Annotated in this window: 12 protein-coding genes; 9 read left to right on the forward strand and 3 right to left on the reverse strand. The window is 62.1% G+C overall.

Going from position 1 to position 14,336, the window contains the following annotated elements:
- Nucleotides 1-100 precede the first annotated feature (100 nt).
- The 3 genes from J4E63_RS04015 to gap all read right to left on the reverse strand — a co-directional run bounded on the left by J4E63_RS04015 (nt 101) and on the right by gap (nt 2,853).
- The gene (locus tag J4E63_RS04015; protein ID WP_207282447.1) at nt 101-1,006 is read right to left on the reverse strand and encodes a FecR domain-containing protein; all 906 of its coding nucleotides are present in this window, start codon (nt 1,004-1,006) and stop codon (nt 101-103) included.
- A gap of 128 nt (nt 1,007-1,134) precedes the next feature.
- The gene (locus J4E63_RS04020) at nt 1,135-1,647 is read right to left on the reverse strand and encodes an RNA polymerase sigma factor (RefSeq protein ID WP_207281180.1); all 513 of its coding nucleotides are present in this window, start codon (nt 1,645-1,647) and stop codon (nt 1,135-1,137) included.
- Between the two features lie 204 nt (nt 1,648-1,851).
- Nucleotides 1,852-2,853 (reverse strand): type I glyceraldehyde-3-phosphate dehydrogenase, encoded by a 1,002-nt coding sequence (gene gap, locus J4E63_RS04025; RefSeq protein ID WP_047228368.1) that lies wholly within the window; start codon nt 2,851-2,853, stop codon nt 1,852-1,854.
- Between the two features lie 230 nt (nt 2,854-3,083).
- Between gap and edd the strand changes: the two genes are divergently transcribed.
- From edd to J4E63_RS04070, 9 genes are all read left to right on the forward strand, one after another.
- Entirely contained in the window at nt 3,084-4,910 is a 1,827-nt protein-coding gene (gene edd, locus J4E63_RS04030; protein WP_207281181.1) for a phosphogluconate dehydratase, read from the forward strand.
- On the forward strand, nt 4,907-5,863 hold the full coding sequence (locus J4E63_RS04035; protein ID WP_207281182.1) for a glucokinase: 957 nt from the start codon (nt 4,907-4,909) through the stop codon (nt 5,861-5,863). The genes edd and J4E63_RS04035 overlap by 4 nt, the downstream gene beginning before the upstream one ends.
- A gap of 187 nt (nt 5,864-6,050) precedes the next feature.
- Nucleotides 6,051-6,782: a response regulator gene (locus J4E63_RS04040; protein ID WP_207281183.1), complete on the forward strand. Its 732-nt coding sequence runs from the start codon at nt 6,051-6,053 to the stop codon at nt 6,780-6,782.
- The gene (locus tag J4E63_RS04045; RefSeq protein WP_103308808.1) at nt 6,772-8,241 is read left to right on the forward strand and encodes an ATP-binding protein; all 1,470 of its coding nucleotides are present in this window, start codon (nt 6,772-6,774) and stop codon (nt 8,239-8,241) included. The genes J4E63_RS04040 and J4E63_RS04045 overlap by 11 nt, the downstream gene beginning before the upstream one ends.
- A 230-nt stretch (nt 8,242-8,471) precedes the next feature.
- On the forward strand, nt 8,472-9,731 hold the full coding sequence (locus tag J4E63_RS04050) for an AGE family epimerase/isomerase (protein ID WP_207281184.1): 1,260 nt from the start codon (nt 8,472-8,474) through the stop codon (nt 9,729-9,731).
- Between the two features lie 116 nt (nt 9,732-9,847).
- Entirely contained in the window at nt 9,848-11,149 is a 1,302-nt protein-coding gene (locus J4E63_RS04055) for an ABC transporter substrate-binding protein (protein ID WP_060738870.1), read from the forward strand.
- A 172-nt stretch (nt 11,150-11,321) separates the two neighbouring features.
- Entirely contained in the window at nt 11,322-12,230 is a 909-nt protein-coding gene (locus J4E63_RS04060) for a carbohydrate ABC transporter permease (protein WP_060738869.1), read from the forward strand.
- A complete protein-coding gene (locus tag J4E63_RS04065) occupies nt 12,223-13,068 on the forward strand; it encodes a carbohydrate ABC transporter permease (RefSeq protein WP_003198539.1) in 846 nt (281 codons plus the stop codon). The genes J4E63_RS04060 and J4E63_RS04065 overlap by 8 nt, the downstream gene beginning before the upstream one ends.
- Nucleotides 13,069-13,070: 2 nt before the next feature.
- On the forward strand, nt 13,071-14,231 hold the full coding sequence (locus J4E63_RS04070; RefSeq protein ID WP_060738868.1) for an ABC transporter ATP-binding protein: 1,161 nt from the start codon (nt 13,071-13,073) through the stop codon (nt 14,229-14,231).
- The last annotated feature ends 105 nt before the right edge of the window (nt 14,232-14,336 follow it).

The raw sequence follows: 14,336 nt of genomic DNA on the forward strand, positions 1-14,336 counted from the left end.
CATCTGTTATAGGTGCAGATCGCATCGCTGGATGCGAATCAATTGCATTGGCTATAACGAGACGAACCAGCGGAGCCTATCGAGTAAAAATAATTCTCATTTAGTTCAAGATCACCAGCGCCGGGAATTCCTGAAGCCGCGCCGAGGTGATATGGGCCAGGGAGCGGACCACGTCCAGCGGCTGATCGAGGCGGTAATTGCCGGTCACCGCGACATTGGCCAACTGTTCGTTACTGTTGATGATCCAGCCGGGGTAGTAGCGGCGCAGCTCGGCCAGTACCTGGCTCAACGGCCGGTTCTCGAACACCAGCCGACCCTGGACCCAGGCCAGGTCCGTGTTGGCATCTAGGCGGGATGGCCGGTCGAAGCCGTTGGGGCCGATGCGGATGCTCTCCCCGGCCGACAGCCGCACATGGGTGTCGTTGCGATTGGCCCGCAGATCCACATCGCCACGCTGGACCTGGACCTGGGCCACGCCGTCGAGGTAACGCACGGCGAACGTGGTGTCGCTGACGCTGGCGGTGACCGGGCCGGCGTCGATTTCCAGCGGCAGGGTACGGTTGCCCGGGACTTCGAAGAAGGCCTCGCCCTTGTATAAGCGAGCCACGTACCGTTGTTCGTTGAACGTGCTGGAGAACGCCGAGTCGGTGTTGAGCAGGACCTTGGAGCCGTCTTCCAATTGCAGGCGCTGGCGTTCACCGACCACGGTCAGGTGATCGGCCTGCAAGCGCAGGGGCAGGTCGCTGAAGTTGAACAGGCCGAGAAACAACACGGCGGCGGTGGCCAGGGGTTTCCAGTGGGCACGCAGGCGCGTCAGCGCGGTGACCTTGGGGGCGGTTTCAAGTCGGCGGGCACTGGCCATCACCTGGGGGCCGTTCCAGATCGCCTGGGCCCGGGCGAACGCCTCGCCGTGACGTGGATCGGCCGCCAGCCAGGCCTGGAACTGCCGCGTCTGTTCCTCGCTGGGGCTGTCCAGCAGGATCAGCCAGTCCAGCGCCTGCTCCATGGCATGGGCGGTTTCCGGCGTCGGCGCAGGAGAAGGGGAGTTGTCCGTCACGGTGGGTTCTCGTATTAGCGGCCAGCACAAGCTACAAGCCGCAGGCAGTAGGAGGCAAGCCTGTGCGCAACGTGAAACTATAGGCTGCGTTCAGCCACACCCACACAGATCGCCATGATCAGTTTCAGTTCCTTTTGCACCGTGCTCAAGGACACGCTCAGCCGTTCGGCGATTTCCTGGTAACTGTGGCCATGCAGGCGGCTGAGGATGAAGATCTGCCGTTGTCGCGGGCTCAGGGCCTGCAGGCTGACATTCAGGCGCTCGAGCAGTTGCTGGGCATGGGCGGCGTCCTCGGCGCTGCTCTGGGGGGCGACGACGTTTTGGACGACTTCCAGCGGCACGTCATCCAGCAGGGTCCGGGCCTGGATGCGTCGGGCACGCAAATGGTCCAACGCCAGGTTGCGGGCGGTCTGGAAAACAAAGGGTTCGAGGTGCTCGACCGTGCGTTCGGCCAATGCACGGGTGACACGCAGGTATGTTTCCTGAAGCAGGTCTTCGGCGGTACTGGGGTTGCTGACCATGCGCTCGAGGGTGCGCAGCAGCGGCACTCGCTGGGCGAGGAAGACGTGATGAAAGCGCGATTGACTCACGGTAGGGCCCGATCCGGTTCGAGTAGATGATAATGCTTATCATCTACGTCACGGGTCAAGCCTTCATTCATTTTACGAGTGTGAACCCTTGTGGGAGCGAGCTTGCTCGCGATGATGGCGTGTCAGTCGCCATCGATGTTGGCTGATACACCGCTATCGCGAGCAAGCTCGCTCCCATAGAAAAGCTCAATGCTGCCGTGTCAGTTATTCGGCGTTACACAACGCCAGGCAGTTATCCAGCATGCGGTTGGAGAAGCCCCATTCGTTGTCATACCAGGCCAGTACCTTGAGCAGCTTGCCGCTGGCCTTGGTGTGGTTGGCGTCGAAGATCGACGACAGCGGGTTGTGGTTGAAATCGCTGGAGACCAGCGGCAGGGTGTTGTAGCCGAGGATCTTCGAATGCTGGCTGGCCTGGCGCAGCAGTTCGTTGACTTCCTCGGCCGACGCTTCGCGCTTGAGCTGCACGGTGAGGTCCACCAGCGAGACGTTGATCACCGGTACGCGCACCGCCATGCCGGTCAGCTTGCCGGCCAGTTCCGGCAGCACCAGGCCCACCGCTTCGGCGGCGCCGGTCTTGCTCGGGATCATGTTCTGGGTGGCCGAACGAGCGCGGTAGGGGTCGCTGTGGTAGACGTCGGTCAGGTTCTGGTCGTTGGTGTAGGCATGGATGGTGGTCATCAGGCCGCTTTCGATGCCCAGCTCGCGGTGCAGCACCTGGGCCACTGGGGCCAGGCAGTTGGTGGTGCACGAAGCGTTGGAGATGATCTGGTGGGACTGGCGCAGGATGTCGTGGTTCACGCCATACACGACGGTGGCATCGGCGCCCTTGGCCGGGGCCGAGATGATCACCTTGCGGGCGCCGGCGCTGATGTGGGCCGCGGCCTTGGCGCGGTCGGTGAACAGACCGGTGCATTCGAACACAACGTCGATCTTCTCGGCCGCCCAAGGCAGTTCGGCCGGGTTGCGGATGGCACTGACCGAGATGCGGTCGCCATTGACCGTCAGGCTTTCGTGATCGTGCTGGACGTCGGCGTCGAAGGTGCCATGCACGGTGTCGAACTTGAGCAGATGGGCATTGATTGCACTGTCGCCCAGGTCGTTGATGGCGACGATCTGCAGGTCGCGACGATAGCCTTGGGTATACAGTGCACGGAGGACGTTGCGGCCGATGCGGCCAAAACCATTGATTGCGATTCGAAGAGTCATTAACTGCGCCGCCGTCGATTTGTTGTTGGAATTACAAGATTATTCGCATAAAAATAGAAAACAAGCCTTTTTAGTGGCAATATTTTGTTTTATCTACAACGAGTGACCTGAATCAACTGGTCCGAATGGTCAAAAACCGTCTGTCGCCTCGCCTTCCACACAGCGCGCAGCGGGCTTTTGACCAGCATAGACAATCAGGTCGCCACACCCGTTAGCCTGGAGTTCTACACATGCATCCCCGCGTTCTTGAGGTCACCGAACGGCTTATCGCCCGCAGCCGCGCCACGCGTCAGGCTTACCTTGCATTGATCCGTGATGCTGCCAGCGACGGTCCGATGCGCGGCAAGCTGCAGTGCGCCAACTTCGCTCACGGCGTGGCCGGTTGCGGCACCGAAGACAAACACCACCTGCGGATGATGAACGCCGCCAACATCGCCATCGTGTCGTCCTATAACGACATGCTCTCGGCCCACCAGCCCTACGAAACCTTCCCGGAACAAATCAAGAAAGCCCTGCGCGAGATTGGCTCGGTCGGCCAGTTCGCCGGAGGCACGCCGGCGATGTGCGACGGCGTGACCCAGGGCGAGGCGGGGATGGAACTGAGTCTGCCGAGCCGCGAAGTGATCGCGCTCTCCACGGCGGTGGCGCTGTCCCACAACATGTTCGACGGTGCGCTGATGCTCGGCATCTGCGACAAGATCGTCCCGGGCCTGATGATGGGCGCGCTGCGCTTCGGTCACTTGCCGACGATCTTCGTGCCAGGCGGGCCGATGGTCTCGGGCATTTCCAACAAGGAAAAAGCCGACGTGCGCCAGCGCTACGCCGAAGGCAAGGCCACCCGCGAAGAGTTGCTGGAGTCGGAGATGAAGTCCTACCACAGCCCCGGCACCTGCACCTTCTACGGCACCGCCAACACCAACCAGTTGTTGATGGAAGTGATGGGCCTGCACTTGCCGGGCGCCTCGTTCGTCAACCCGAACACGCCGCTGCGCGATGCCCTGACCCGTGAAGCGGCGTTCCAGGTGACGCGCATGACCAAGCAAAGCGGCAATTTCATGCCTATCGGCGAAATCGTCGACGAGCGCTCGCTGGTCAATTCCATCGTTGCGCTGCACGCCACCGGCGGTTCCACCAACCACACCCTGCACATGCCGGCCATCGCCATGGCAGCGGGTATCCAGTTGACCTGGCAAGACATGGCCGACCTCTCCGAGGTGGTGCCGACCCTGAGCCACGTCTACCCGAACGGCAAGGCCGACATCAACCACTTCCAGGCGGCCGGCGGCATGTCGTTCCTGATCCGTGAGTTGCTGGAAGCCGGCTTGCTGCATGAAAACGTCAACACCGTGCTCGGTCACGGCCTGAGCCGCTACACCCAGGAACCGTTCCTGGAGGATGGCGAGTTGGTGTGGCGCGACGGCCCGATCGAAAGCCTCGACGAAAACATCCTGCGTCCGGTGGCTCGCGCCTTCTCGCCAGAAGGTGGGTTGCGCGTGATGGAAGGCAACCTGGGTCGTGGGGTGATGAAGGTCTCGGCCGTGGCCCTGGAAAACCAGATTGTCGAAGCCCCGGCCATGGTCTTCCAGGACCAGCAGGACCTGGCGGACGCGTTCAAGGCCGGCCTGTTGGAAAAGGATTTTGTCGCGGTGATGCGCTTCCAGGGCCCGCGCTCCAACGGCATGCCGGAGCTGCACAAGATGACGCCTTTCCTGGGTGTGTTGCAGGACCGTGGCTTCAAAGTGGCGCTGGTGACCGACGGGCGCATGTCCGGCGCGTCGGGGAAAATCCCGGCGGCCATTCATGTCAGCCCCGAAGCTTATGTCGGTGGTGCGTTGGCCCGGGTGCAGGAGGGCGATATCATCCGCGTCGATGGCGTCAAAGGCACCTTGGAATTGAAGGTGGACGCCGAGGAATTCGCCGCGCGCACGCCGGCCACGGGCCTGTTGGGCAACAACATAGGCACCGGCCGCGAGCTGTTCGGTTTCATGCGCATGGCCTTCAGCTCGGCGGAGCAGGGCGCCAGCGCCTTCACTTCTGCCCTGGAGACGCTTAATTGAAACTGGCTTTGGTCGGTGACATCGGTGGGACCAACGCACGCTTCGCGCTGTGGAAAGACCACACCCTGGAAAACATCCAGGTGCTGGCAACGGCGGATTACGCCTGCCCGGAAGATGCCATCCAGGTGTACCTGAGCGGCCTGGGCCTGAAACCGGGCGCCATCGGTTCGGTGTGCCTGTCGGTGGCCGGTCCCGTGAGCGGCGATGAGTTTCGCTTTACCAACAATCACTGGCGCCTGAGCAATCGGGCGTTCTGCAAGACCCTGCAGGTGGAGAAGCTGTTGCTGGTCAACGACTTCTCGGCCATGGCCTTGGGCATGACCTGCTTGCGTCCCGATGAGTACCGGGTCGTGTGCGAAGGCACCCCGGAGCCGATGCGTCCGGCGGTGGTGATCGGGCCGGGCACCGGGCTGGGCGTCGGCACGTTGCTGGATCTGGGTGAGGGCCGTTTCGCCGCGTTGCCGGGGGAGGGCGGCCATGTCGACCTGCCCATGAGCAGCCCGCGGGAAACCCAGCTGTGGCAGCACATCTACAACGAGATCGGCCACGTCAGCGCCGAAACCGCCTTGAGCGGCAGCGGTTTGCCTCGGGTGTACCGGGCCATTTGCGCAGTGGACGGCCATGTGCCGGTACTCGACACCCCCGAATCCATCACCGCGGCCGGCCTGGCCGGCGATCCCATCGCCCTGGAAGTGCTCGAACAGTTCTGCCGTTGGCTGGGGCGCGTGGCCGGCAACAACGTGTTGACCCTGGGCGGACGCGGCGGCGTCTACATCGTCGGTGGCGTGGTCCCGCGTTTTGCCGATTTCTTCCTCGAAAGCGGTTTCGCCCGCTGCTTCGCCGACAAGGGTTGCATGAGCGATTACTTCAAGGGCATTCCGGTCTGGCTGGTGACCGCGCCATACTCCGGCCTGATGGGCGCCGGCGTGGCGTTGGAGCAATCCGCCGCCTAAGGTTCGATAGGTACCCCACCCCTGTGGGAGCGAGCTTGCTCGCGATGATGGAGTGGCAGTCGCCGTTGAGGTTGACTGTTGCACCGCTATCGCGAGCAAGCTCGCTCCCACAGAGTTTTTGTAGTGTGTTTGTAGGCCTTGTCCATCAGGCATAATCGCCCCAATCCAAACAACAAGGACGAGGCCCGTGAGTTCAGTAAACAAATCGATTTTGTTGGTCGACGACGACCAGGAGATTCGCGAACTGCTGGACACCTACCTCAGCCGTGCGGGGTTCCAGGTGCGGACCACGCCCGACGGCGCCGGGTTTCGCCAGGCGTTTAACGATGCGCCGAGCGACCTGGTGATCCTCGATGTGATGCTGCCCGATGAAGACGGCTTCAGCCTTTGCCGCTGGGTTCGCCAGCACCCACGCCAGGCTCATGTGCCGATCATCATGCTCACCGCCAGTTCCGACGAGGCCGACCGGGTCATCGGCCTTGAGCTGGGCGCCGATGATTACCTGGGCAAGCCGTTCAGCCCGCGTGAATTGCAGGCGCGCATCAAGGCGCTGCTGCGCCGGGCGCAGTTCGGCCAGGAGCGCTCCGGCAGTGAAGTGCTGGCCTTCGATGAATGGCGGCTGGACATGGTCAGCCATCGGCTATTCCACACCGACGGTGAAGAAGTGATTCTCTCCGGCGCCGACTTCGCCCTGCTCAAGCTGTTTCTCGATCATCCCCAGGAAATCCTCGACCGCGACACCATCGGCAATGCGACCCGTGGTCGTGAGTTGATGCCCCTGGACCGGATCGTCGACATGGCGGTCAGTCGCCTGCGCCAGCGCCTGCGTGACACCGACAAACCACCGCGGCTGATTCGCACGGTGCGTGGCAGCGGTTATCAACTGGCGGCCAGTGTGGTTGCCAGCAATGGGCATTGACTGGATCAGGAAAATCGCCCGGCGGGTACCGGTACCGCGCTCGTTGCTGGGCCGCATGCTACTGCTGACCTTGCTGGTGGTGTTGTTCGCCCAGACCCTGTCCAGCCTGATCTGGGTCTCGCAACTGCGCGCCACCCAGCTCGAAGGCCTGGTCACCAGCGCCCGTAGCCTGGCCCATTCGATGACCGCCAGCGTCAGTTACTTGCGTTCGCTGCCGGTGGCGTACCGGCCATTGGTGCTGGACCAACTGCGCAGCATGGGCGGTACGCGGTTCGTCGTCACCCTCAACGACAAGCCCCTGGGTATGGACGTGCTGCCGGTGACGCCGCGCAAGCAGGCGGTGCTCAAGGCCGTGGATGAAGTGCTGCGTCGCTCCTTGGGCACTAACGCCGACATCTCGGTGACGTTTGTCAGCCCCGACGACCTGCGGATTTTCAATGCCGGGCTCAAGCTCGATGAACTGCCCCGTTCGTGGGCCCACTATGCCCTGACGCTGGAACCGGTGAATCCGCCGGTGCTGGTCACGCAGATCCAGATGGCGCCGGGGGAATGGCTGTACATCGCCTCGTTGCTGCCCGAACCCTACACCAGCCTCGAAGAACAAGACCTGCCCAAGCAACAGGTCGGTTTCATCGTGCTCACTAGCAGCCTGTTGTTGCTGTTCATCGGTTTGCTGGTGCACTGGCAAAGCCGGCCCCTCAAACGTCTGGCCCGGGCCGCGCGCGACATGTCCCTGGGGGCCGAAGTGGAACCGGTGGCCGAGGGCGGTGGCAGCGAAGTGGTGGAAGTGGGGCGAGCGTTCAATGCCATGCGCGAACGCATCAGCCGTTACCTGACGGAGCGCAGCCAGTTGTTCAGCGCGATTTCCCACGACTTGCGCACACCGATCACTCGATTGCGGCTGCGGGTCGAGCTGCTGGAGGACGAAAACCTGCAAGCCAAGTTCGGCCGTGACCTGGATGAGCTGGAGCTGCTGGTCAAAGGCGCGCTGCAATGCGTCAAGGACACCGACATCCACGAAAACATCGAGCCGGTGGACCTCAACCATGTGCTCGATTGCCTGGTCGAACCCTACCTGGCGCCCAACGGCAACGGCCGGGTGACCCAGGATGGTCGGGCGCTGGCGCCGTATCCCGGCAAGCCGCTGGCCCTCAAGCGCTGCATCGGCAACTTGATCGACAATGCCTTGAAATACGGACAGAACGCCCACCTGCACATCGATGACGATGAAACCGCGTTCATCCTGCACGTCGACGACGAAGGGCCGGGTGTGCCGGAGCAGCGCCTGGAGCAAGTCTTCGAACCGCACTTCCGCCTCGCTGGGCAACAGCAGGGCTATGGCCTGGGCCTGGGCATCGCCCGCAACATCGCCCACAGCCATGGGGGGGAGGTGAGCCTGCAAAACCTGCGTGAGGGTGGGTTGCGGGTGACCTTGCAGTTGCCTCGCAGTGTGGATTGATCGGACCGCGTCATCGTTCATCGCGAGCGAGCTCGCTCCCACACTGGATCTTCGGCGTTCACAAAACCCCTGTGGGAGCGAGCTTGCTCGCGATGGCGCCAGTCATCTCAATCCATCTCTCCCAGTCGAATGTCACAAGTCGGTGACATAACTCGCCCCTTTCGTTACCTGCCGCCCGCCATCCCTTGTTTAGACTCCCTGCGTCAAAACAACAAAAAAAGGTACCCCCGATGGACACCTTCCAACCGGCCTTCAGCAGTTGGCTGAATGCCCCTGCCCACCAGCAATGGCTTGCCGCCGAAGGCTTGCGGCTGCTGGCGTTCGCCAAGGCCTCGAAGCTGCCGGACGGCTTTGGCAACCTGGATGAGCTTGGGCGCCTGCCGGCCGATGCCCGGGCCGAAACCATGAACACCGCGCGCATGACCCACAGCTTCGCCATGGCTCACATCCAGGGCCTGCCGGGTTTTGCCGAGTTGGTGGACCACGGCATCCAGGCACTCAATGGCCGTTTGCGCGACGCCGAGCACGGTGGTTGGTTCGCCACGACGCGGCCTGATGAAGACGGTGCAGGCAAGGCGGCCTACCTGCATGCATTCGTTGCCCTGGCGGCCAGTTCCGCGGTGGTGGCCCAGCGTCCTGGCGCTGCGGCGTTGCTGGACGAAGCGGTGCGGATCATCGATGAGCATTTCTGGTGTGAGGAGGAGGGCGCGTTGCGCGAATCCTTCAACCGCGACTGGAGCGAGGAAGAGGCCTATCGCGGCGCCAACAGCAACATGCACGCCACCGAAGCCTTCCTGGCCCTGGCCGATGCCACCGACGATCCTCGTTGGTTGGCCCGTGCCCTGCGTATCGTCGAGCGGGTGATCCACGGCCATGCCGCCGCCAACGACTATCTGGTGGTGGAGCATTTCGACCGCCACTGGCAGCCGCTGCGCGAATACAACCAGGACAATCCTGCCGATGGTTTCCGCCCTTATGGCACCACTCCCGGCCACGGTTTCGAATGGGCGCGGCTGCTGCTGCACCTTGAAGCCGCACGGGTCCAGATCGGCATGCTGACCCCAGGGTGGCTGGCCCAGGACGCGCAAAAACTCTTCGACCAGAACTGCCGCCATGGCTGGGACGTCGATGGCGCGCCGGGCATTGTCTACACCCTGGACTGGGATAACCGCGCCGTGGTTCGTCACCGCCTGCATTGGGTCCACGCCGAAGCGGCGGCGGCTGCCAGCGCCTTGCTCAAGCGCACCGACGAGGCGAAGTACGAAGCCTGGTACCGGTGCTTCTGGGAGTTCTGCGACAAACATTTCATCGATCGCTGCAACGGCAGTTGGCATCACGAGCTCGATCCGCAAAACCGTCCCAGCGCCGATATCTGGCCGGGCAAGCCGGACCTGTATCACGCCTGGCAGGCGGTCCTGATCCCGCGCCTGCCCCTGGCACCGAGCATGGCGTCAGCCCTGGCGCGGTTATCCAGCCCAGCGCCTGTGTAACCATGTCGTGACATTTGCACGTCCCTTCGTTACCTGCGAAGGGATTCCCTCTGATTAGAATCCATGCAGCGCAAGCACCAGACTTGCATGCATAACAACAAGAAAGGTAATTCTAGATGAATGCGATTTCTCGCCTCGCTACTGTCATTTCTCTTGCTTCCCTGCTTCCCGTCGCAGCCTTCCCTGTCACTACCCTTGCCGCCGAATCCAAAGGTTCCGTGGAAGTCGTCCACTGGTGGACGTCGGGTGGTGAAAAAGCCGCTGTCGATGTGCTCAAGGCCCAGGTAGAGAAAGACGGCTTTACCTGGAAGGACGGCGCTGTCGCCGGTGGTGGCGGTTCCACTGCCATGACCGTGCTCAAGAGCCGTGCCGTGGCCGGCAACCCACCGGGTGTCGCCCAGATCAAGGGCCCGGACATCCAGGAATGGGCGTCCACCGGGCTGCTCGACACCGACATCCTCAAGGACGTCGCCAAGGCCGAGAAGTGGGACAGCCTGCTCGACAAGAAAGTCTCCGATACCGTGAAGTACGACGGTGACTACGTCGCCGTGCCGGTGAATATCCACCGCGTCAACTGGCTGTGGATCAATCCGGAAGTCTTCAAGAAAGCCGGTATCACCAAGAACCCGACCACCCTCGAAGAATTCTACGCGGCCGGCGACAAGCTCAAGGCTGCGGGCTTCATTCCGCTCGCCCACGGTGGCCAGCCTTGGCAGGACAGCACCGTGTTCGAAGCCGTGGTGCTCTCGGTGATGGGTGCAGATGGCTACAAGAAGGCCCTGGTCGACCTGGACAACAAGGCCCTGACCGGTCCGGAAATGGTCAAGGCACTGACCGAACTGAAGAAAGTCGCGACCTACATGGACGCCGATGGCAAGGGCCAGGACTGGAACCTGGAAGCGGCCAAGGTCATCAACGGCAAGGCCGGCATGCAGATCATGGGTGACTGGGCCAAGAGCGAGTGGACCGCGGCGAAGAAAGTCGCCGGCAAGGACTACGAGTGCGTGGCCTTCCCGGGCACCGACAAGGCCTTTACCTACAACATCGACTCCCTGGCGGTGTTCAAGCAGAAGGACGCGGGCACCGCGGCCGGCCAGCAGGATATCGCCAAGGTCGTGCTGGGTGAGAACTTCCAGAAGGTCTTCAGCATCAACAAAGGCTCGATCCCGGTGCGCAACGACATGCTGGGCGACATGGCCAAGTACGGTTTCGATTCCTGCGCCCAGACCGCGGCCAAGGACTTCCTGACGGACGCCAAGTCCGGCGGCCTGCAACCGAGCATGGCGCACAACATGGCGACCACGCTGGCGGTACAGGGTGCGTTCTTTGACGTGGTGACCAACTACATCAACGACCCGAAAGCCGACCCGGCCGATGCTGCCAAGAAACTGGGCGCAGCGGTTCAGTCTGCCAAGTAATTTGCGCCTCGGTCCCTTGTGGGAACGAGCCTGTGGGAGCAAAGCTTGCTCGCGATGAACGATAACGCGGTCATTAGAAAGACCGAGGCGCCTTCATCGCGAGCAAGCTCAGCTCCCACACAAGCTCGCTCCCACAAAGGGATGCCCTTGTAACCTTGTTTTGGATCTTCCCATGAGTTCTGTTGCTGTGTTCAGCAAGGCCTCGCCGTTCGATGCATTACAGCGTTGGCTCCCGAAACTGGTGCTGGCGCCGAGCATGTTCATCGTTCTGGTGGGCTTCTATGGCTATATCTTGTGGACGTTCGTCCTGTCGTTCACCACCTCGACGTTCTTGCCGAACTACAAATGGGCCGGCCTGGCGCAATACGCCCGGCTGATGGACAACGACCGCTGGTGGGTGGCGAGCAAGAACCTGGTGCTCTTTGGTGGCATGTTCATCGGCATCACCCTGGTGATCGGCGTGCTGCTGGCGGTGTTTCTCGACCAGCGCATTCGTCGCGAAGGTTTCATCCGCACCATTTACCTGTACCCGATGGCGCTCTCGATGATCGTCACCGGTACGGCCTGGAAATGGCTGCTCAACCCGGGCATGGGCCTGGACAAATTGTTGCGTGACTGGGGTTGGGAAGGCTTCCGCCTGGACTGGCTGATCGACCCGGACCGCGTGGTGTACTGCCTAGTGATCGCGGCGGTGTGGCAGGCCTCGGGCTTCATCATGGCGATGTTCCTGGCCGGCCTGCGGGGTGTCGATCAATCGATCATCCGTGCCGCGCAGATCGATGGCGCGAGCATGCCGCGCATCTACTGGAAAGTGGTGTTGCCGAGCCTGCGCCCGGTGTTCTTCAGCGCCGTGATGATCCTGGCGCACATCGCGATCAAGAGCTTCGACCTGGTGGCGGCGATGACGGCCGGTGGCCCGGGTTATTCCTCCGACCTGCCAGCGATGTTCATGTATTCCTTCACCTTCAGTCGCGGCCAGATGGGCATGGGCTCGGCCAGTGCAATCCTGATGCTCGGTGCGATCCTCGCAATCATCGTGCCTTACCTGTACTCCGAGCTGAGGACCAAGCGTCATGACTAGTCTCGCTGCCAAACCTTCCATCAGCCTGAGTCGCATCGCGATCTACGCGGTGCTGATCCTCGCCGTACTGCTTTACCTGGTGCCATTGGTGGTCATGTTGTTGACCAGCTTCAAGACGCCGGAAGACATCAGCACCGGCAACCTGCTGAGCTGGCCGACCGTGGTCAGCGGCATCGGCTGGGTCAAGGCCTGGGCCACGGTGGACGGCTACTTCTGGAACTCGATCAAGATCACCGTCCCGGCGGTGCTGATCTCCACCGCCATCGGTGCCTTGAACGGCTACGTGTTGTCGATGTGGCGCTTTCGCGGTTCGCAGTTGTTCTTCGGCCTGTTGCTGTTCGGGTGCTTCCTGCCGTTCCAGACTGTCCTGCTGCCGGCCTCGTTCACCCTCGGCAAGATGGGCCTGGCCAGCACCACCACGGGCCTGGTGTTCGTGCACGTGGTCTATGGGCTGGCGTTCACCACGCTGTTCTTCCGTAACTACTACGTGAGCATTCCCGATGCACTGGTGAAGGCGGCGCGACTGGACGGTGCGGGTTTCTTCACCATCTTCCGGCGGATCATCCTGCCGATGTCCACCCCGATCATCATGGTGTGCCTGATCTGGCAGTTCACGCAGATCTGGAATGACTTCCTGTTCGGCGTGGTGTTCTCCAGCGGTGATTCGCAGCCCATCACAGTGGCGCTGAACAACTTGGTCAACACCAGTACCGGGGCCAAGGAATACAACGTGGACATGGCGGCGGCGATGATCGCCGGGCTGCCGACCCTGCTGGTCTATGTGGTCGCAGGCAAGTATTTCGTGCGCGGCCTGACGGCCGGCGCAGTCAAGGGGTAATCATGGCAACGCTTGAACTTCGCAACGTAAACAAGACCTATGGTGCCGGCCTGCCGGACACCCTGAAGAACATCGAGTTGTCGATCAAGGACGGTGAGTTCCTGATCCTCGTCGGACCTTCGGGCTGCGGCAAGTCGACGCTGATGAACTGCATCGCCGGCCTGGAGACCATTACCGGCGGCGCGATCATGATCGGTGACCAGGATGTCAGCGGCATGAGCCCGAAGGATCGTGACATCGCCATGGTGTTCCAGTCCTACGCGCTGTACCCGACCATGAGCGTGCGCGAGAACATCGAGTTCGGCCTGAAAATCCGCAAGATGAACCAGTCGGCCATCGACGAAGAAGTCAACCGCGTGGCCAAGCTGCTGCAGATCGAGCACCTGCTCAATCGCAAGCCCGGCCAGCTTTCCGGCGGCCAGCAACAGCGCGTGGCCATGGGCCGGGCGCTGGCGCGGCGGCCGAAGATCTACCTGTTCGACGAACCGCTGTCCAACCTCGACGCCAAGCTGCGGGTCGAGATGCGCACTGAAATGAAGCTGATGCACCAGCGCCTGAAGACCACCACGGTCTACGTGACCCACGACCAGATCGAAGCCATGACCCTGGGCGACAAAGTGGCGGTGATGAAGGACGGGATCATCCAGCAATTCGGCACCCCGAAAGACATCTACACCAACCCGGCCAACCTGTTCGTGGCGAGCTTCATCGGTTCGCCGCCGATGAACTTCATCCCGCTGCGCCTGCAACGCAAGGACGGTCGCCTGCTGGCGCTGCTCGACAGCGGCCAGGCCCGTTGCGAACTGCCGATGGGCATGCAGGACGCCGGCCTGGAAGACCGCGAAGTGATCCTGGGCATGCGCCCGGAGCAGATCATGCTGGCGGGCAGCGAGCCCAATGGCTTGCCGACCATTCGCGCCGAAGTGCAGGTCACCGAGCCTACCGGGCCGGACACTCTGGTGTTCGTCAGCCTCAACGACACCAAGGTTTGCTGCCGCCTGGCGCCGGACGTGGCGCCGCAAGTCGGGGAGACCCTGACGCTGCAATTCGATCCATCGAAAGTGCTGCTGTTCGATGCCCAGTCCGGCGAACGCCTGGGCGTGGCCGGCCAGCCGCAGACAGATGCCCGGACTGCAAACGTAGCGCAGTTCAAGGGCCGGTGAAGAATAAGTGTGGGAACAGGTTTGCTCCCACAGGAAAGGAGTATGCGGTGGATGGGGACATTCGCCGCAATCGTTGTAAACCGCGTTAGATAAAAACAGTTAATA

Origin of the sequence: Pseudomonas sp. FW300-N2F2 (genome assembly GCF_017351655.1) — a bacterium.
GTDB lineage: Bacteria > Pseudomonadota > Gammaproteobacteria > Pseudomonadales > Pseudomonadaceae > Aquipseudomonas > Aquipseudomonas fluorescens_AA.